The 18,271-nt window shown below is 73.4% G+C and carries 20 protein-coding genes; 11 read left to right on the top strand and 9 right to left on the bottom strand.

The genetic code is table 11. The features are described 5' to 3' along the window. Positions 1 to 117 precede the first annotated feature (117 nt). From G4G93_RS12065 to G4G93_RS12055, 3 genes are all read left to right on the top strand, one after another. The gene (locus G4G93_RS12065; protein ID WP_165084515.1) at positions 118 to 1,023 is read left to right on the top strand and encodes a class I SAM-dependent methyltransferase; all 906 of its coding nucleotides are present in this window, start codon (positions 118 to 120) and stop codon (positions 1,021 to 1,023) included. Positions 1,024 to 1,218: 195 nt separating this feature from the next. Continuing rightward, positions 1,219 to 1,485: a hypothetical protein gene (locus tag G4G93_RS12060; RefSeq protein ID WP_165084513.1), complete on the top strand. Its 267-nt coding sequence runs from the start codon at positions 1,219 to 1,221 to the stop codon at positions 1,483 to 1,485. A 127-nt stretch (positions 1,486 to 1,612) separates the two neighbouring features. Next, positions 1,613 to 2,974: a leucine-rich repeat-containing protein kinase family protein gene (locus G4G93_RS12055; protein ID WP_165084511.1), complete on the top strand. Its 1,362-nt coding sequence runs from the start codon at positions 1,613 to 1,615 to the stop codon at positions 2,972 to 2,974. Between the two features lie 19 nt (positions 2,975 to 2,993). Here the strand turns inward: G4G93_RS12055 and G4G93_RS12050 are convergent, their stop codons facing one another. Beyond that, the gene (locus G4G93_RS12050) at positions 2,994 to 3,908 is read right to left on the bottom strand and encodes a manganese catalase family protein (RefSeq protein ID WP_165084509.1); all 915 of its coding nucleotides are present in this window, start codon (positions 3,906 to 3,908) and stop codon (positions 2,994 to 2,996) included. Positions 3,909 to 4,182: 274 nt separating this feature from the next. Here G4G93_RS12050 and G4G93_RS12045 point away from each other — a divergent pair, with 274 nt between their 5' ends. Further along, on the top strand, positions 4,183 to 4,668 hold the full coding sequence (locus G4G93_RS12045; RefSeq protein ID WP_165084507.1) for a hypothetical protein: 486 nt from the start codon (positions 4,183 to 4,185) through the stop codon (positions 4,666 to 4,668). 19 nt (positions 4,669 to 4,687) lie between these two features. Here the strand turns inward: G4G93_RS12045 and G4G93_RS12040 are convergent, their stop codons facing one another. Further along, positions 4,688 to 6,166, bottom strand: coding sequence for an MFS transporter (locus tag G4G93_RS12040; RefSeq protein WP_395413269.1), 1,479 nt, complete (start codon positions 6,164 to 6,166; stop codon positions 4,688 to 4,690). A 62-nt stretch (positions 6,167 to 6,228) separates the two neighbouring features. Between G4G93_RS12040 and G4G93_RS12035 the strand changes: the two genes are divergently transcribed. Both G4G93_RS12035 and G4G93_RS12030 read left to right on the top strand, forming a co-directional pair. Further along, the gene (locus tag G4G93_RS12035) at positions 6,229 to 6,819 is read left to right on the top strand and encodes an ATP-binding cassette domain-containing protein (RefSeq protein WP_165084505.1); all 591 of its coding nucleotides are present in this window, start codon (positions 6,229 to 6,231) and stop codon (positions 6,817 to 6,819) included. Then, the gene (locus G4G93_RS12030) at positions 6,816 to 7,601 is read left to right on the top strand and encodes an ABC transporter permease (protein WP_165084502.1); all 786 of its coding nucleotides are present in this window, start codon (positions 6,816 to 6,818) and stop codon (positions 7,599 to 7,601) included. The genes G4G93_RS12035 and G4G93_RS12030 overlap by 4 nt, the downstream gene beginning before the upstream one ends. Positions 7,602 to 7,779: 178 nt before the next feature. Here G4G93_RS12030 and G4G93_RS12025 read toward each other — a convergent pair whose 3' ends face one another. Together G4G93_RS12025 and G4G93_RS12020 are read right to left on the bottom strand one after the other, a co-directional pair. Then, positions 7,780 to 8,496, bottom strand: coding sequence for a cell wall hydrolase (locus G4G93_RS12025; protein WP_165084500.1), 717 nt, complete (start codon positions 8,494 to 8,496; stop codon positions 7,780 to 7,782). Positions 8,497 to 8,720: 224 nt separating this feature from the next. Beyond that, entirely contained in the window at positions 8,721 to 9,080 is a 360-nt protein-coding gene (locus G4G93_RS12020) for a DUF1127 domain-containing protein (protein ID WP_165084498.1), read from the bottom strand. Between the two features lie 172 nt (positions 9,081 to 9,252). Between G4G93_RS12020 and G4G93_RS12015 the strand changes: the two genes are divergently transcribed. Next, positions 9,253 to 9,972, top strand: a complete 720-nt coding sequence (locus tag G4G93_RS12015; protein ID WP_165084496.1) for an ArsR/SmtB family transcription factor — start codon at positions 9,253 to 9,255, stop codon at positions 9,970 to 9,972. 108 nt (positions 9,973 to 10,080) lie between these two features. On the opposite strand, the gene G4G93_RS12010 is transcribed toward G4G93_RS12015, so the two are convergent. The 3 genes from G4G93_RS12010 to G4G93_RS12000 form a co-directional block, all read right to left on the bottom strand. Continuing rightward, on the bottom strand, positions 10,081 to 10,395 hold the full coding sequence (locus G4G93_RS12010; protein ID WP_165084494.1) for a hypothetical protein: 315 nt from the start codon (positions 10,393 to 10,395) through the stop codon (positions 10,081 to 10,083). A gap of 49 nt (positions 10,396 to 10,444) precedes the next feature. Continuing rightward, positions 10,445 to 11,068 (bottom strand): acyl-homoserine-lactone synthase, encoded by a 624-nt coding sequence (locus G4G93_RS12005; protein ID WP_165084492.1) that lies wholly within the window; start codon positions 11,066 to 11,068, stop codon positions 10,445 to 10,447. A 93-nt stretch (positions 11,069 to 11,161) separates the two neighbouring features. Further along, positions 11,162 to 11,890 (bottom strand): autoinducer binding domain-containing protein, encoded by a 729-nt coding sequence (locus tag G4G93_RS12000; RefSeq protein WP_165084490.1) that lies wholly within the window; start codon positions 11,888 to 11,890, stop codon positions 11,162 to 11,164. A 374-nt stretch (positions 11,891 to 12,264) separates the two neighbouring features. On the opposite strand from G4G93_RS12000, the gene G4G93_RS11995 reads away from it, so the two are divergent. Further along, positions 12,265 to 12,738: a hypothetical protein gene (locus tag G4G93_RS11995; protein WP_165084488.1), complete on the top strand. Its 474-nt coding sequence runs from the start codon at positions 12,265 to 12,267 to the stop codon at positions 12,736 to 12,738. A gap of 244 nt (positions 12,739 to 12,982) precedes the next feature. Here G4G93_RS11995 and G4G93_RS11990 read toward each other — a convergent pair whose 3' ends face one another. After that, positions 12,983 to 13,654 (bottom strand): substrate-binding domain-containing protein, encoded by a 672-nt coding sequence (locus G4G93_RS11990; protein ID WP_165084486.1) that lies wholly within the window; start codon positions 13,652 to 13,654, stop codon positions 12,983 to 12,985. A 268-nt stretch (positions 13,655 to 13,922) separates the two neighbouring features. Here G4G93_RS11990 and G4G93_RS11985 point away from each other — a divergent pair, with 268 nt between their 5' ends. After that, positions 13,923 to 15,221, top strand: coding sequence for a solute carrier family 23 protein (locus G4G93_RS11985; protein WP_165084484.1), 1,299 nt, complete (start codon positions 13,923 to 13,925; stop codon positions 15,219 to 15,221). Positions 15,222 to 15,394: 173 nt separating this feature from the next. Further along, positions 15,395 to 16,819, top strand: a complete 1,425-nt coding sequence (locus G4G93_RS11980) for an adenylate/guanylate cyclase domain-containing protein (protein ID WP_165084482.1) — start codon at positions 15,395 to 15,397, stop codon at positions 16,817 to 16,819. A gap of 44 nt (positions 16,820 to 16,863) precedes the next feature. On the opposite strand, the gene G4G93_RS11975 is transcribed toward G4G93_RS11980, so the two are convergent. After that, positions 16,864 to 17,022, bottom strand: a complete 159-nt coding sequence (locus tag G4G93_RS11975; protein WP_165084480.1) for a hypothetical protein — start codon at positions 17,020 to 17,022, stop codon at positions 16,864 to 16,866. Between the two features lie 792 nt (positions 17,023 to 17,814). Here G4G93_RS11975 and G4G93_RS11970 point away from each other — a divergent pair. After that, positions 17,815 to 18,096 carry a hypothetical protein gene (locus tag G4G93_RS11970; protein ID WP_165084478.1) on the top strand — a complete coding sequence of 94 codons (282 nt, stop codon included), beginning with the start codon at positions 17,815 to 17,817 and terminating at the stop codon, positions 18,094 to 18,096. Positions 18,097 to 18,271: the final 175 nt, after the last annotated feature.

The following is an 18,271-nucleotide window of genomic DNA, read 5'->3' as shown; positions in this document are numbered from 1 at the left end:
CCCGATGAGACCGGATGACGGCCGCGTGCGCCGCCTAGTCGCCGACGAGGGCGACGATGACGAGCGGGCGCTTCGCCAGGCTCGCCGCGTGCGGCGGTTCGTGCGACAAGCCCGGCCATGAGACCCGGCTCCCTCTCCCTCGACGCCTTCCTGGGCCGCCGCGCCGCCGACCGGCGGCTGGCCCGCCTGACCCACGACGTGCCCCTGCCCGAGGCGTGCGGCCTCGAATTCGGGCCCGGCAACAACCCGATCCCCCTGCCCGAGGGCGTGCGCGTCGCGACCGTCGACCGCGCCCTCGATGCGGGGGCCGGCCTGCCCGACGCGGCGCCGATCGACCACGCCTGGGCCGGCTCGGGGTCGCTCGCCGCCGCGCTCGGCCGGGACGGCCGGGCGTCCGGTTACGACTTCGCCATCGCCGCGCAGGTGGCGCAATACGTGCCCAACCTGCTCGGATGGCTGCGCGGCATCCACGGGGTGCTGCGCGCCGGCGGCGTGCTCAACCTGTCGCTGCCCGACAAGCGCTTCATGTTCGACGCCGCGCGCCCGGTGAGCACCCTGGCCGAGCTCGTGGAGGCGGACCTGCTCGGATTCGAGCGGCCGAGCCCGCGCCAGCTCTTCGCCCATGCCGGCGAGGCGCGGGCGATCGCCCCGGAGCAGATCTGGGCCGGCGAGGATCCGGCGGCGGCGCCGCGCCTGGCCGGCGCGGAGGCCCTGGCGCACGCCCATGCCGAGGCCGCAGCAGCGCTCGCTTCCGGGACCTACGTGGCGTGCCATTGCTGGGTGTTCACGCCGGAGAGCTTCCTCGGTCTCGTCGCCGGGGCGGCGCGGCTCGGCCTGTTCCCGTTCGTGCTGAACCGGATCGGCGCGACGGAGGTCGGCGGGTTCGAGTTCTACGTCTCGATGCGGCGCGACGCGGAGGAGGATCCGGAGGCCCTGCGCCGGCTCCAGGACGGGGCGGTCGACCATCTCGGCCGCGTGCTCGCACAGCAGCGCCGGACCGCGACGCTGCTGGCCGGGCTCTAGGCCGGGCTCCAAGCGGACGAAACGGCGGCCCGCCGCGCAAGCCCGCTTCACGCAAGTCCACGTCACGCAAGTCCGCCTGGAGACACGCCACGCCCCGCCCGGGCGCCGAAAGGCCGCGCCCCGCGCTTCGGAACTGTGGCCGCCGCGCGCCCGTTCCGACATCGGACCGATACCACTCCTCTCGGGAGGTCTTCCATGCGGGTTCTCACGCTCCGGACCGCCGTCGCGGCGGCCCTTGTCCTCGGGACGGCGGGCGCGGCCCTGGCCCGCAACAGCGATTCCGGCAGCGGCCTGTCGCCCTACGCGGCACTGAACGGCAACGACCGCTCGGCCGGCGTCAACAACGGCAATTACCGCAAGCCGCGCTACGACCCCTACCTGCGGACCTACGGCCGGCCGCCGGTCGAGTACGATTACGGCTACCGGCCGGCACCGCCCGCCTATTACGGCTACCCCTACTGAGGCACCCTCGGCGCGGCCCCTTGATCCGGCCGCGTTTCCCGGCGACCACGGCCCGGCGGCGCGGGCGCCGCCGGGAGACGACGATGCCGACACGGATGCCGACGCGCTCGCGCCCCCCGGGGGCGCGATGACGGGCTGTGTGCCGGGCCTGCCGCCCGCGACCGGCGCGGCCCTCGCGGCCCTGCGCCGGGGCGACCTCGCCGGGGCCCGGAAGTTGCGACTCCTCGGCGGGCCGGAGGGGCGCCTCTCCGAGGTGCCGCCGGAGATCCTCGGCCTCGCCGACACGCTCGAAGTCCTCGATCTCGGCCAGAACGACCTCACCGCCCTGCCCGGCTGGTTCGGCCGCCTGCGCGCCCTGCGGGTGCTGTTCTGCTCCGGCAACCGCTTCGACCGGCTGCCGCCGGTCCTCGGCGACTGCGCGGCCTTGAGCCAGGTGGGTTTCCGCGGCTCCGGCCTCGTCGCGGTGCCGGGCGAATCGCTCCCGCCGGCCCTGCGCTGGCTCACCCTCACCGACAACCGCATCGCGACCCTGCCGGCGTCGCTCGGCGAGCGGCCGCGGCTCCAGAAGCTGATGCTGGCTGGCAACCGCCTGCGGGCGCTGCCGGAGAGCCTGCGCGACGCGGCCCGCCTCGAACTCCTGCGCATCGCCGCCAACGGGTTCGAGGCGCTGCCGGATTGCCTCGCCGCCCTGCCCCGCCTCGCCTGGCTGTCCTGGGCCGGCAACCCGTTCGAGGACCGCGCCGCGCCGCCCTCCGCCGCCGCCGCCCCGGCGGTCGCCTGGGGCGACCTCACGGTCGGCCCGCTCCTCGGCGAGGGCGCGTCCGGGCGGGTGATGCGGGCGGCGTGGCGGCGGGCTCGCGTCGAGACGCCCGTCGCGCTCAAGCTGTTCAAGGGAGCGATGACCAGCGACGGCCTGCCCGAGCGCGAGATGGCGGCCTGCCTCGCCGCCGGGGCGCATCCGCACCTCACCGGCGGCCTCGGCCGGCTCGCCGACCATCCGGACGGCGCGCAGGGGCTGCTGATGCCGCTGCTGCCGGGGGACTGGCGGGTGCTGGCCGGGCCGCCGAGCCTGGAAAGCTGCAGCCGCGACGTCTACGCCCCGTCCCTGCGCCTGACGCGGAATGCCGCCCTGCGCCTCCTGCGCGGGGTCGCCGCGGGCGCCGCTCACCTGCATGCAAGCGGCTTCGGCCACGGCGACCTCTACGGTCACAACGTCCTGTGGGACGGGGTCCAGGGTGAGGCGGTGCTGAGCGATCTCGGCGCCGCCTCCGCCTTGCCGCCGGGGCGCGAGGGCGCGTTCCTGCGCCGGCTCGACGTGCGGGCCTTCGGGCTCCTCGCCGAGGAGGTCCGGGCCCTCGCCCCCCTCGACGATTTTGCCCTCGATGCCCTGGTCGCGGCCTGCACCGGGCCCGACCCGGCGGCGCGGCCGGCGATGGCCGGGGTGCTGGGCGCCCTCGACGAGATCATCGCGGAGACGGGGCCGGCCTGACCGGCCCCGGATCCCGCTTTCAGCGGCTCTTCTTGTAGAGCTTGCCGGCGATCTCGAAGATCTCCTCCGGCTTGTAGTTCGGCGCGAAGGCGCCGTAATTGCCGTCGAGCTCCGGGATCTTGCCGCCCTCGGGCGCGCCATCGACCACTTCGAGGTTGCCCGGCGGATCGCCCGGCAGCGCGACCTCGTCGTTCGACCAGACGCCGGCCGCCTCCCGGTAGTCCGGCGAGTTGAACATGTAGAGCCGGCGGTGGCTGCCCTCCTGCAGGTACTTCTGGCACTCGGGGATGCGGTCGAGGTTGATGTTGGGGGTCGGCAGCATCTGCTCGATGGCGACACCCGTGAGCTTCTTCAGCGCCAGCGCGTAGGCGTGGGCGTGCACCGAGCCGCGCACCAGCAGGTAGCCGCAGACCTCGCGCCCGGTCGGATCCTTCAGGGTCTCGTAGACCCGGAGCTTGTGGAGCCGCGCACCGCATTCGAGGTGGAAGTTGTGCAGGAGGTCGATGATGATGTTCCCGGTCGTGGTGACCATGTCCATGTTCCACGACGCGGCGTTCGAGTTCATCGGCATCGCGCCGCCGCCGTTGCTGAGGAAGCTGCCGGCCAGCCGGATGTCCTGCATCTCGTGGAAGGGGGCCTTCGACACGTCGACGTCCGGCGTCGGGTCGCCCGGGCCGTTGTTGAGCATCGATACGCCGGTCGAGACCAGCTCGACATGGCCGAGCTCCTCCATGAAGATGCTCGAAACCAGGCTGTAGAACGGCCGCAGCTTGGACTTGTCGCGAAAATTGAAGCTCTGGAACATGTAGTTGCCGAGCGTCGACATCTCGCCGTATTTGCCCCCGAGCAGCTCCTGCAGGGCGGCGGCGGCGTTCGGGTCGGGCCTCTTGGGCTGCGGCAGCTCGGCCTGCAGGCGGTCGATCCTCATGAACATGGGCGCGGCACCTTTCCGTCAGGGATACTCCCCGAACCTATCGGGATAGTCCCGGGGAGCATCGGTTTGATCCAGGATGGGTTCCCGCCCCGGGGGCCGTTCGTGCGCATCGGTCGCAGGGGCGAGGGAGGCCGGCGCCGCCCGGGGTGGGGCCTGCGGGCCGCAGCGGCCCGGCGAGTGTGGGAAGCCGTGCGATGGTGCTTGACCGCGGCCCGCCGGCGGCCCCCCCATGGGGAATCACTGCCCGATCCCCGGATCCCAGACACCGGACCCCATGGCCACCCCGATCGACACCGGCACCATCCTGACCCTGCTGCGGCGCGCGACCGAGAAGGTGCGCGCCTCCACCGCCCGCGCCGTGGCGGCCGAGGCCCGGGCCGACCGCCTCGGCCGCGAGGTCGGCGCCCTGCTCGGACGGGTCGAGGACGCATTGCGGGCCGCCTCCGACGAGGCGGCCGAGGCCCGCCAGGCCGCCGCCCAGGCCGACCGGGCCGCCGCCGAGGCTCACATGATCGCCGCCGAGGCGCAGGCCCAGGCCGGCGCGGCGGAAGCCCGGCTGTCGTCGGAGCGGTCCCGGGTGCGCCGGCTGGAGGAGCGCCTGGCCGAGGTGATGGCCGACACCGCCGCCGCCCGCGAGGCCGCCGCCGCCGCGGAGGCCGGCCGCGAGGCGGCGGAACTCCGCTTGTTGCGCATCCGCGCCGCCCTGCTCGACGAGGGGGTTCCGCCGGCCGAGGCGGAGCGGCCCGCGGCCCTGCACTGAGGCCGCCGGCCGCTCCCCGTCAGCCCGCCTTCGACAGCGGATCGGCGATGCTCTCCAGCGACTTGCCCTCCGCGTCGATGCCGAGGCGCCACTCCGTCACCGCCGCCAGCACCAGGAGTACGGCCGCCCCGGCATAGCCCCCGGCGAGCGCCCAGTGCTGGCCGGATTCGATCAGGTGGGTGAACAGCCACGGCGCCATCACGCCGCCGGCGCCGGTGCCGAGCGCGTAGAACACCGCGATGGCGAGCGCCCGCGTCTCGAGCGGGAAGATCTCGCTCGCCGTGAGGTAGGCCGACGAGGCCGCCGCGGAGGCGACGAAGAAGATCGCGATCCATGCGAAGGTCTGGGTCCAGGCGGTGAACAGGTCGAGGCCGAACACCAAGGCGGTCGCCATCAGCAGCACGCCGCTCAGAGCGAAGGTGCCGGCGATCATCCGGCGCCGGCCGATCGTGTCGAAGAAGTGGCCGAGCAGCAGGGGACCCAGGAAATTGCCGATGGCGAGCGGCACCAGGAACACGCCGGCCCTGTTCTCCGGCACGCCGTAGAACTTCGCCAGAACGAGCCCGTAGGTGAAGAACACCGCGTTGAACAGGAAGGCCTGCGCCACCATCAGCACCAGAGCCAGGATGCTGCGGCCGCGGTGCTTGTGCACCATCGAGGCAAAGATCTCGCCGAATCCGAAGCTCTTCTTCGGGTGCACCTCGAGGATGCCGTCGGCCTTCGGGAGCTTTGTCCCGGTCTCGGCCTCGATCGTGCGCTCGATCTCCGCCACCGTGCGCTCCGCCTCCGCCTCGCGGCCGTGGGTGACGAGCCAGCGCGGGCTCTCGGGCACGTGGCGGCGCAGGAACAGGATGCCGAGGCCGAGCACGCCGCCGATGCCGAAGCCGAGGCGCCAGCCGAAATCCGGATCGAGGAGGTTGGGATCGAGGAGGAGCAGCGAGGCGCCCGCGCCGGCCGCGGCGCCGAGCCAGAAGCTGCCGTTGACGATGAGGTCGACCCGGCCGCGATACTTCGCCGGGATCAGCTCGTCGATGGCCGAGTTGATCGCCGCGTACTCGCCGCCGATGCCGAGCCCGGTGACGAGCCGGAACAGCGCGAAGCTCCAGAAATCCCAGGCGAGCGCGCTGGCGATGACGCCCCCGACATAGATCATCAGCGTGGCGTAGAAGACCAGGCGGCGCCCGAACCGGTCGGTGAGCCAGCCGAAGACCAGGGCGCCGATCACCGCGCCCACGACGTAGAACGAGGCGGCGCCGCCGATCTGCTGGATCGTCAGGCCGAGCGCCCGCTGGTCCTGCAGGACCGGGCCGATCGCCCCGACGATGGTGACCTCGAGCCCGTCCAGCACCCAGGTGATGCCGAGCGCGACGACGAGGAGCAGGTGGAAGCGGCTCCACGGCAGCCGGTCCATCCGGGCCGGCACGTCGGTGCGGACCACACCCGTCCCGGCGCCCCGCGCCGCCCCCGCTGCTGCAGCCACATCGTCCTCCCGTCTCATCCGTGGCAAACAGAACCGCAGCGGGCCCGCTGCGTTCCGCCCGCCCCCGGGATCCGCCGCCCATGCTCCGCATCGAGTCCCTCCGCCGCGGCCGCTTCGGCCCCTTCGACCTCGCGCTGGCGCCGGGCGAGGCCTGCGCGGTCACCGGACCGTCGGGGGCGGGCAAGAGCGTGTTCCTGCGCATGGTCGCCGACCTCGATCCGTCCGAGGGCCGGGTCGGCCTCGACGGCATCGACCGGGAGGCGATGCCGGCGCCGCACTGGCGCCGGCAGGTCACCTATCTCGCCGCCGAAGCAGGCTGGTGGGCCGAGAGCGTGGCCGAGCATTTCTCGGCCGATGCGCCCTCCCGCCTCGGCCCGGAGCGGGAGCGCTTGCGCCTGCCGCCGGAGGTGTTCGGCTGGCCGGTGGCGCGGCTCTCCACCGGCGAGCGCCAGCGCCTCGCCCTGCTGCGGGCGCTGGCCCATGGGCCGCGCGTGCTGCTCCTCGACGAGCCGACCGCCTCCCTCGATCCCGATTCCGTACGGGGCGCCGAGGCGGTGATCGCGGAGCGCCGCGCCGCCGGCCTGATCGTGCTCCTGGTCTCCCACGACCCCGCCCAGGTGGCACGCCTCGCCTCGCGCCGGCTCGCGGTGGCGGGCGGGCGTCCCGCATGATCCCGTCGCCCGGCCCGCTCGACCTCGCCCTCGGGGCGGGCTTCGTGCTCCTCAATGCCGGCCTGTCGGCGCTGCTGGGCCTGGGGCTCGCCCGCACGATGCTGGTGGCGGCGATCCGGCTGGTGGTGCAGCTCACCCTGGTCGGGCTGGCCTTGCGCACGGTGTTCGGCCTCGGGGCGCCGGGGCCGGTGGCCGGGGTGGTCGCCGTGATGGCGCTCGCCGCGGCCTACGAGATCGGCGCCCGGCAGGAGCGCCCCCTGCGGGGGGCGTGGCGCTACGCGCTCGGCGGGTTCGTCACTGCCGGGGCGACGGCGGTGGCCGTCGCGGTCGGCCTCGCGGCCTTGCACCCGCATCCGTGGTGGGACCCGCACGCCCTGATCCCGCTTTCCGGCATCGTGCTCGGCTCGGTGATGAGCGGGGTGGCGATCGGACTCAACGGCTTCACCGGGGCGGTGCGGCGGGAGCGGGGGGGAATCGAGGCGCGGCTGGCGCTCGGCGCCACCCGGGACGAGGCCCTGGCGCCGCTGACCCGCAGCGCGATCCGGGCCGGGCTGATCCCGGTGCTCAACCAGATGGCGGCGGCGGGGCTGATCACCCTGCCGGGGATGATGACCGGCCAGATCCTCGCCGGGCAGGACCCGCAAGGCGCGGCCTCGTCGCAGATCCTGATCCTGTTCCTGCTGGCGGGGGCGAGCGGCCTCGGGGTGACGGGAGCGGTCCTCGCCGCGTCGCGCCGTCTCACCGATGCCCGGCACCGCCTGCGGCTCGACCGGCTGGCGTGACGGCGGGCCCGTTTTCACGGGTCATACGATTTCCGACTCATCGCGTCCGGCGATCCCGTCGGATCGCTTCGCGATGCGGAAATCGGCTCCGCTCACGCGTGTGGACCCTCCGGCGGCGCCGCGCGGGCTTCGCCGATACGGGTTCCGCGCGGCCACACATCAGGTGCAGGCGACCGTATCAGCCCGGGCTGCGGCCGGTCTCGGCGGCGGCGACACGGCAGACGTTGCGGGCCGGGCCGAGCTCGGCGAGCGGGGTCTGCTGGGGATTGCGCGCGACCCGGACCGGGTGCGAGGTCCAGCGGGCGCTGCCGGCCGAGCCGGACTGGAGCTGGGCGAGCTGGGTCGCGGCGGCGGGCGTCCGGCGCGCGGTCATGCCCTCGCGGTCGTACCACGGGCGCTTCTCGTAGAAGGCGTTGCCGCCGGCGAGCGCGACGTAGTGCATGTTGCGGTAGGAGAAGGTGTAGCCGGCGGTGTGGAAGAACATCGCGCCGCCGACCTTCTCGTGGCGCTCGCCGGCCAGGATCGCGTCGGCGACCTGCACGGCCTTCTCGCGCTCACGATCGCGCATCGGCTTGTGCAGCACGCCGGCGGCGAACTGGCGCTTCTGGCCGACCACGCCGCAGATCGTGTTCGGGTAGGCCGGCGCCTCGAGCCGGTTCATCACCACGGTGCCGACCGCCAGCAGGCCCTCCTCGCTCGAGCGGTTGGACTCGAAATACATCGCCCGGGCGAGGCAGTCCCGGTCGGCGCTGGTGACGGCGGCGAGCTGCTTGCGGTCCGGAAGGCTTCCCGTCGTCTCGACCCCGCCCGGCATCATTCCGCAGGCCCCGAGCTGGGGCGCCGTGGCGAGAACCGCGAGGGCGGCGGTGATGGGGAAAGTCCGGTTCCGCGTCATGCAGGCCCCTCTCGTTGCATTGGCCGAGCCCGGCCGGAACGGCCGCGCTCCAAGTCAAGCTTGGGGCGGAATGTGGCGAAGACGGGGCACGGATACGGTTCGTAAACCAATCCGCGAGCGTGGCAGTCAGATACCGGGGGCGTGGTGCAAACGGGAAACACCGCCGGCTCGCCGCCACGATGTCGCGCGCCTTGGGTGAAGACGGCGGCGCGATCACGGCCCGATCATGGCCGGTCGATGGCACCGTGGCGTTGCGACGAAGTCGCGGCGGGCCCGGCTCCGGACAGGGTCCGGCAGTCGCCGGAGGCCGGCGCAAGCTTTGCCGTGGCGGCCGGATCGGCGGATGACAGGGGCACGAAGTCGAGCCCGGATACGGAGACCTCGCGCCGCAATCCCATGTCGCGCAGCAACCGGTCGTCGAGGCCGGCCAATCTGGTGCGGTCGCAGGCCTGCCGCAGCTGTCGCGCCCACGCGCCCTCCCCGGGCGGGCCGCCCGCAGGCCTGCGCGGGCGGAGACGCGCGAGGAGGCCGCGAATCAGCGGCACCTTGGCGAGGGTCTCGATGAGGGTCTCGATGAGGGTCATGGCGGGGTCGTCCGGTTGCGGCTGGGACGACCCTCGCCCAGGCTCCGGGCCCCGTGCTTCGGCGCAGGCCGAAGCACGGCCTCTCAGGCTTCGGCGTCGGCCGAAGCGTCGGACGACGCGCCGGCCTATGCTGCACGACCCGAGGGACATGCCGCCCGAGAGGAGAGCCGCCATGGTGACCGTGACCGCGCTGGCCCGCACCGCCGCCCTGGTGGGCGATCCGGCCCGCGCCGGCATGCTGGCCGTGCTGATGGACGGACGGGCGCTGACCGCGTCGGAACTCGCCCGCGCCGCCGGCGTCACGCCGCAGACCGCGAGCGGCCATCTCGCGCAGCTGACCGAGGCCGGCCTCCTGGCGGTGGCGCGCCAGGGGCGCCACCGCTACCACCGCCTCGCCTCCCCGGCGGTGGCGCGGATGCTGGAGGGCGTGATGGCGGTGGCGGCGGGCCCGGATCCCGTCCGCGCCCCTTCGCCCCGTTTCCCCCGCGACGCCGCCCTGCGGGAGGCCCGCACCTGCTACGACCACCTCGCCGGCCGCCTCGCCGTCGCGATGGCGGATGCGCTCGTGGCGCGCGGCGCGGTCGAGCTCGGGGCCGATGGCGGCGCCGTCACCCCGGCGGGCGAGGCGTTCCTGCGCGGGCTCGGGGTCGATCTCGCCGAGTCCGCCCGGACCGGCTCGTCCCGCCGGCGGGTGTTCTGCCGCCCCTGCCTCGACTGGAGCGAGCGCCGGCCCCACATCGCCGGCACCCTCGGAGCGGCCCTGCTGGCGACCTGCCTCGATCGCGGCTGGCTGCGCCGGAACGAGGGCAGCCGGGCCGTGACGGTGACGCCCGGCGGGCGCCTCGCCCTCAGGCACGCCTTCGGGCCGGGCTGCGCCTGCGGGGAGGCCTGATACGCCTTCCGGGAGAGTCCGTCCGGAAGGCGTATCACCAGCCCGCGCGGTCCTTGAGCGGAGCCGGTTTCCGCGTCGCGAGGCGATCGGTCGGAAATCGGATGACCCTCACGCCGCCGGCATGGCCTCGTCCAGGGTCCCGCCGGCGATCCCGCCGTCGCCCCGGTCGAGGGACGGCAGGGGCACGCTGCCGCGGCCGGTGCGGCGGCGCGCCGTCGCCTCCTGCATCATCGCGTGGGCGTACTCGGTCAGGGTGTGGCCGAGATCGGCCAGGGTGTCGGCGGTGCTCTCCTGGACGTTGGTGGCGTGGCAGGCCACGTCCACCAGGCCCTCCATCATGTCGACGATCTCGCCCAGCGCGCGGACCAGGGGCGGCAGGATGTCGGCCATCTCGTCGATGGTGGGTGGGGGGCGGCGGCTCATGATCTCTCTCATCGTCTTCACTCGCAGGATGGTTCGGGCGACGACCGGCTCAGGCCATCAGGTAGGTCGGCGAGGTCGGGGCCAGGACCGAGGCGCTGGTGCCCCGGATCTCCCGCAGCTTGCGCAGGGTGCGGGCGTCGAAGCGGGCCTCCACGGCGATGATCCGCTCGCCGTCGATCTCCGCCGGCACGCCGAGCGGCACCGCCCGGAAATGCAGCTGGAGGACGTGCAGCAGGTAGACGATCGGCATCTGGGCGAGGAAGCAGGTCACCCCGTTCTCCAGGCCCCATTCGACGATGCCGGTCATCACCTCGAGGGAGACCGGGTGGTTCTTGCCGCGGGTGCGGCGGCTCGGCGCCACCGCCTGGCGGGTCCATTCCCAGATCTGCGGGCCGACCGGCCGGTCGCCCTCGCACAGTTCCGGCAGCACGTCCGAGAGCAGGTGCGGCCGGGTCGTCGGCAGGAGGCGGCTGTAGCCGATCACCTCGCCGTCCTCGATCGCCAGGAAATGGGCGGCGTGGGGCGTGTCGAACTGGTCGATCTCGCGCCCGTCCGGCCGGCGCAGGGCGGTCCAGCCCTTCTCCTCGACGAAGACGCGGTGGCGCAGGCGCCACACCTCCTCCATCTCCGCGGCGTAGCGGTCCTGGTTGGCGGCGGTGACGACGTGGATCATGGGAAAGGGCTCCTGTTTCGGGACCCTTTCTCCATGCTCTGACGGCTCGGCCGTACTGGGGAATTCCCTAGCCCGGGCCCCGCTTGTGAGATCTTACGAGATCAGCCCGCGCCGGAGCGCCACCGCCACCGACTGGGTGCTGTTGAGCGTGCCGAGCTTGTCCCGGGCCGAGCGCAGGTGGTGCTCGACGCCCTTGGAGGAGATCGACAGGATCTCGCCGACCTCCCAGTTCGTCTTGCCCTCGGCGACCCATTGCAGCACCTCGCGCTCGCGCGGCGACAGGCGGATCTCGGCGCCGGCCTCCGAGCGCAGCAGCACGAGCTGGGCGAAGGCGTAGGTCGCCACGAGCTGCAGCGTGCCGAGATCCTCCGGCGAGACCTCGATCCGCGCGCCCGAGAAGCTGAACCCCGCGAGCTGCCCGTCCAGGGTCAGGAGCGGCACGGTGACCCCGTGGCGCAGGCCGTGCTCGCCGGCCTCGTCCATCACCCGCAGGGCCGCCGGGTCCTCGCGGTAGCGCTCCGCGACCTCGGTCCAGGCGAAGGGCGCGTTCGTTCCGGGAAGGTGGCGCACCGTGGCGTCGCGGAAGAGGTAGCCGCGGGACAGGTAGCGGGTCTTCCAGTCCGGCGGCATCGCGTCGAGCAGGGCGTGCTCGTATTGCTGCCGGGGCTTGGCGCCGATGATCGGCAGGGTTCCGGCCAGCGCATGCTCGATGCCGAAGCGGCCGAGGAGCTTCAGCAGCAGCTCGGACACGTCCTGCGCGCTCGCCGTCCGGTCGAGGGAGCGCAGGAAGGCGAGGGTCAGGTCGAGGCGCTTGCGGCTCATGCAACCTGACTAGCGCGTTGAGACATCCGGTGACATCGATGGTTGTGGCCGCGGGCCGGGAGACACAGTGTCGCGGATCCCGGGGCGGGGGGCAAGATCCGCCCCGCCCGTGTCCCGGCGTCCGGGCCCGCCTGCCCGCGCGAGGCCGCCGGCGGCTTCCCTGCGTCACCCCGTCCGTCCGGCCGCGGCGACGGTCCGGAACCTTGCGGAACGTCGACGGGCGACTGGGGAACCGGCGGCAATCGATCCTCCGGCAAGAGATCCTGCGGCAAGAGATCCTGCGGCAAGCGATCCTGCGGCAAGGCCTTGAAGATCCGGCGCAGGCCCGCCACCTGCCGGTTGCGCCTGCGGTTGGGCGCTCTTCGGAGAAGATCATGCCGCACCACGACACCACGGCCCTCTCGGGCACGATCCAGCACGTCTTTTCGCATCGCTTCACCCTGGAGGCGGACGGCGCGGTCCACCTCGCCGATCTCGGGCCGAAGGGCGCGGAGGCCTTTCCCCTCGCCGCCGGCCTGCAGGTGACCCTCGAGGGCGAGCGCCGCCCCTCCGAGATCAAGGTCACGCGGATCGCCGCCCCGGGACGCGAGCCGGTCGAGATCCACCACAAGAAGCCGCACCATCCGGGCAAGCCGCGCCGGGACGCGGTCCATCCCGACCTCGCCCTCGCCGCCGTCACGGCGGCGGGCTGGACGCCCGCAGGCGCGCCGTTGCGCAAGCCCAAGCACGCCGAGGTGCTGGCGCGCCGGGGCGACGGGGCCTGGACCGAGCTCCACGTCGATGCCGCCGGCACGATCACCAGGGAGACGGCGCCCGACACCGAGAAGTGGGGCCCTGCCCTCGCCTGATTCCATCGGGGGCCGCGCCCGGGCGCGGTCCCTCATGCGACATCCGGCCGGTCGCTTCCGTCGATCCGACCGGATCGCTCTCGCAAGGCGAATTTCGGCGAATTCCGGCTTCGCTCAGGCGCCGCGCGGGCTTTGGCGCCGTTGCCGGACGTCATCGTCCGGAAACCGCATCACCCCCGCGCGACCGGCTCCATCCCGGTCCGCCGGATCGCCGCCGCCGCCTCGCCCGAGACGAGGTGGGCGATCAGCCGCCCGCCGGTTCGACCGCACCCGAGCCCGCGACCAGAGCCGCCGTGAAGGTCTGGACGAGCTGGACCTCGTCGGGCAGCGGCCCGACCACGTCGATCCCCGGCACGTCGACGAGTTCGCTCACCGGCCCGAGGGCGAGGTCGGCCTCGCCCGCCGCCAGGGCGGCGGCGGAGTCGGTGCCGCGGGGCAGCATCGTCACCCGCGCCGCCCCGGCGAGGCCGAGCCGGGGCAACACGCTGTCCCGGATGAACAGGCCGCTGGTGCTGCCCGGCATCACGATGCGGCGGGCTTGCGCCAGGGTGCGGGTCAGCGCCGCGACGGTGCCGATCGCCGGCCTCGCGGCACCGGTCCGCACCGCGGCGGCGAGCGGGGCGGTGGCAAGCTCGACCGCCGACCCCGCGACGATCCTTCCGTCCTCCGTCAGCTCGTGCAGGCCCTCGTTGGAGAGGATCACCACGTCGACGCGCGCGCCGTGGGCGAGCTGGTGGCGGATGGTCCGCGGCCCCTGCCCCTGCGAGGCGCCGGACAGGGTCCGGACCGCGAGCCCCGTGGCGCGCCCGAAATCCGGCAGCACCGCCCGATAGGCCAGCGCGAAACCGCCCGAGATCATGACGGTGAGGTCGGCGGTCCCGTCATGCGCAGCAATCCCGTCACTCGTAGCAATCATGCCGCGCCCCCCGATCTTTTCCCATCATCGGCCTGCCGAGGACCATCCGCCGCCAAGGACAGTCGCGGGATCCCCTCTCCGGGCGATCCCGGGATCGCCCGCGGGGATCGCCCGGAGAGGGGAACGGCGCTCGACCCGGACGCGGCATCTGGCTCGGACGCGCGCATCCGCGCAAGCTCAGGGCACGATCGGCGCCCCGCTCCTATTCCCGGACCCGTACCGGATCCTCTAAGGCCCTCCCCGGACGACACGATCGGGGGGAGACACGATGGAACCGGCGGAACGGATGGAGGAGCGGGGCTTTCCCCGCTGGCGGCTCGCCCGCGGGGCGGTGGTGCTGCCGGACGAGCGGCCGCCGCTCGGGCAGGCCGTGGTGCTGGCGCTCCAGCACGTGGTGGCGATGTTCGGCTCGACCGCGCTCGCCCCCCTGCTGATGGGCTTCGACCCCAACCTCGCGATCCTGTTCTCAGGGCTCGCGACGCTCCTGTTCTTCGTCGTGGTCGGTGGGCGGGTGCCGAGCTATCTCGGCTCCAGCTTCGCCTTCATCGCCGTGGTGATCGCGGCGACCGGCTACGCGGGCAGCGGCCCGAACCCGAACCTGCCGGTCGCCCTCGGGGGCATCGTGGCGGCGGGCGCGGTCTACGCCCTGATCGGGATCGCCGTGATGCGGGCGGGCGATGCCTGGATCGGCCGGCTGATGCCGCCGGCCGTCACCGGGGCGATCGTCGGGGCGATCGGCCTCAACCTCGCGCCGATCGGCGTGAAGGGCATCTCGGGATCGGGCCTCGACATCGGGGTCGGGCTGTTCACGGTGCTGGCGGTGGGGCTCAGCGCCTCCTACCTGCCGGGCGCGGCGCGGCGCCTGCCGCTCCTCATCGGGGCATTGGCCGCCACCCTGCTCTACGGCGTGCTGGCGAACGGGCTCGGGCTGGCCAAGCCCCTCGATGTCGGGCGGATCGCGGCGGCGCCTTGGTTCGGCTGGCCGCATGTCACCGCGCCGGTCTTCGAGCCCTCCGCGATCTGGCTGATCGCCCCCGTCGCCCTGGTGCTGGTCGCCGAGAATCTCGGCCACGTGAAGGCGATCGGGGCGATGACCGGGCGCAACCTCGACCCGTATCTCGGCCGCGCCTTCCTGGGCGACGGGCTCGCCACGATGCTGTCGGGGTTCTTCGGCGGCACCGGCGTGACCACCTACGCCGAGAACATGGGCGTGATGGCGGTGACCCGGATCTACTCGACCCTGGTCTTCGCCTTCGCCGGGGTGGTCGCGATCCTGTTCGGGCTGTCGCCGAAATTCGGCGCCGCGATCCTGGTGATCCCCGGCCCGGTGATCGGCGGCCTGTCGGTGGTGGTGTTCGGGCTCATCACCGCCGCGGCCGGGCGGATCTTCGTCGAGAACCGGGTCGACTTCTCGCGCAGCCGGGTCCTGCTCACCGTCGGCACGGCGCTCGTGCTCGGCGCCGGCGACTTCACGGTCAGCCTCGGCAGCTTCAAGCTCGGCGGCATCGGCACCGCGACGGCGGCGGCGATCCTGCTCTACCACCTCCTGCGCGACGAGCCGGCCTGAGCCGGACGTCCGGCAAGGCCAGAGCCTGCATTTCCGGCCTGTCCGCACCCCGGATGCCAGCTTCAGGATAGCTGGCATCCGGGCGATATCAGTCCAGCCCCAGTAGCCGCCCGATCGCGACCATGCTCTAATCAGGCCTTTCTCCCCCCGCTCCGGGACATCAGGAGGCCGGCATGCAGCCAGGACTGCGCGCAGAGCAGCATCCGCCGCACGAGGCCGCACCGCTCCTCCGCCAGCGGGCGGGCCCTGCCGCCGACCTGCTCGCCAACCCGCTGGCGACCCCGCTCGCGGGCGATCTCGTCGCCGGGCTGATGCGCCGCCACGAGGTCGCGGCCGAGCGGCTGATCGGCTGGCTGCGGGTGGGGATCGGGGCCTGCGTCTTCGTCACGGTGATCCTCGCCAGCGAGCTGCTGCACGATCTGGCGGGGGTGTCGCTCGGGATCTTCCAGCGCAACGCCTGGATCGCCGCCCTGGGCTTCCTCGGCATCGGCGCCGCCAGCATCGTGCTCGCGGTGCCGCAGCGCTGGCGCCACGGCTACGCCTACCTGTTCATGGCGCTGGATGTCGGGCTGGTGCTCGCCATCGTCGTCCTCGCCCTCGGCGAGCGCGACCTGCCGGGCAACGCCGTGCCCTCCGCCCCGATCGCCTGGGCGATTCCCGTGGTCCTGGCGGTGGGGGCGCTGCGCTACGACGTGAAGGTCCAGCTCTGTGCCATCGCGCTCCTGGGCCTCGGCCTCGTCGGGATCGCGGCCGGGCTCGAGCACCACCTGGTCCTCGATCCGGCCGCCGCCGGCCGGCCGGCCTGGACCCAGCTGTTCTCGATGCCCGTCAACGTGATGCGGCTGACGCTGCTGCTGCTCGCAGGCGCCGCCACGGCCTTCGGCATCGTGCGCTCGCGGCGGCTGCTCGCCTCGGCGGTCCGCGACGCGGTCGGGCGGGCCAGCCTGTCGCGCTTCCTGCCGGCCGAGATCGCGCCGCGCCTCGCGGCGGGCGACGCCGCGCTCCGCCGCGGCCGGCGCCAGCGGGCGGTGATCGTGTTCGTGGACATCCGCGACTCGACCGGGATGGCGGAGGGCATGGACCCGGAGGGCCTGTCGCGGTTCTTCACCGCCTTCCGCACCCGCATCCTGGCCTGCGTGCGCCGGCATCACGGCTTCGTCGACAAGTTCATCGGCGACGGCGCCCTGATCCTGTTCGGCGTCCCCGACGAGGGCGGCGACGACGCGGCCCGGGGGCTGGCCTTCGCGCAGGACCTCACCGGCATCGTCGAGGCCTGGAACGAGAGCCGGGAATGGCCCCGGGCGATCCGGATCGGCATCGGCATCCACGTCGGCGAGGTCTTCTGCGGCATCGTCGGCGACGAGGAGCGGATGGAGTTCACGGTTTTGGGCGACGCGGTGAACGTCGCCTCGCGCCTCGAACAGGCGACCAAGCGCTACGGCGCGGCGGTGCTCGCCTCCGAGGCCGCCGTCGCCGGCTCGTCGGACCCCGGCGCCTGGCGCGAGGTCGGCCGCGAGCCCCTTGCCGGCCGCACGCAGGCCATCGCGATCTTCGCCCCGGCGGTGCCGCTCGCGGCGGAGCCGGGCCGGCCCGGGTAAGGAGGAAGGCCCCGCGCCGGCGGGGCGTCCCGTCGGGTCGCCGGTCAGTCGCGCCCGGGGCGCAGCCGCACCGCCTGGGCCAGGCGAATCAGCTCGCGCGCGGTCAGGCCGCGGCTGTCCTGCTCGGACCAGATCTCCCCCCGGATCTCCCCGTCGGGCCGCGCCGGGCCGTGGTCCCGGCCTCCCTGTCCCCGCCCCGGCATCTCGCCGCTTCGCGTCTCGCAGGATCGGTCGGACCGGCGCCCCGCCCCCGAAGATCCGGCCCCGATCCGGTCGGCTCTCGCTGCCGTTCTCATGCGTGCTCCCATGCGAACCTCTCGGCGAACCGGGGACATGGTTAGCGAAGCGTGGCTGTTTGCGAAATTCTTGAAGTGGCGCGGCGGCGCCCTACCCGGCCCGTCGGGAGAGTGACGATCGGGCGGGGCGAATGTGTGGGCCATCAGCCGGCGACGCGGTTCCTGTTCCCCGCTGCGCCGACCCTCCCGCAACCACCCGGCCCACTGAGCCTCACAGGCTGGCGGGGAGAACTGGTCCACCGCCAACTCGTCGTCACGAGCTCCCTCACGGTCCAGCCTGTCGGCGGAGCCGGAGCGCCACAGGGTACGTCCACGAGGGAGACGTGTCGTCTAACAGGTCGTCGGACAGGAACAAGAGGCGGTTTGCCGCCCTTCCGGAACGTCTCCCTCGGCGCCATGCGCCGCAAGCATGGCCGTCGCGCGGGACGCCCGGTTGCGTTGTGCGATGCAGCATGAGAAAACGTTTTCGCACCGCAGCGATGGCGTCGCGGCGGTGCAGCCCTCTTTGGGCGTTTCCTCCCTAGACTTCGGGCCGCCTCGCAAGGGCGGCCTTTTTTTCTTTCGCGCAGGATTCCCCGAGGGGTTCCCCCCGACGATCCCCAAGGATCCCTCCAAGAATTCTCGTTGCGTCCCGGCCCCGGAGGGCGACACTGGCCGGTGCGGGCGGTCTGGCGGCCCGGGCAGACGAGGACAGGTGCGATGGAACGGCCGCGAAGCGTCGGCATCGCCTGGTACGAGCCGGGCGACTATCCGCGGATCCGCGCGGTGATGGCGGATTCCGGCCTGCCCGAGAGCTACGCGACCTGGCAGATGTCGGCGGTGCAGGTCGAGCGCGAGGTCGCGCGCAGCGGGGTCGCGGTCGCCCGCATCCGGATCGAGCCGGAGGCCTTCGTCGCCTGGTGCGACGCGAAAGGCCTCGCGCCCGACGCGAAGGCGCGGGCCGCCTTCGTCCGCGAGACGCACGAGGCGGGAGGAGCCTGAGCGGAGATCCGCTCCCTCCCGCACGAGGCAGAATCGCCGGCGGCCCTGCGACCTCGTCCCGAAGTCGCGACCGCGTGGCCGTCGAGGCGCAGGATCACGGGGCGACGGCGAGGTCGGATCCGCGCCAGCCCGGGATCGCGGCCCCGCTCACCTGCCCCGTATCGCACCCGACATC

The sequence above is a fragment of the Methylobacterium sp. DB0501 genome (assembly GCF_011043735.1).
Lineage (GTDB): Bacteria > Pseudomonadota > Alphaproteobacteria > Rhizobiales > Beijerinckiaceae > Methylobacterium > Methylobacterium alsaeris.
This window is presented reverse-complemented; position numbering and strand designations above follow the sequence as displayed.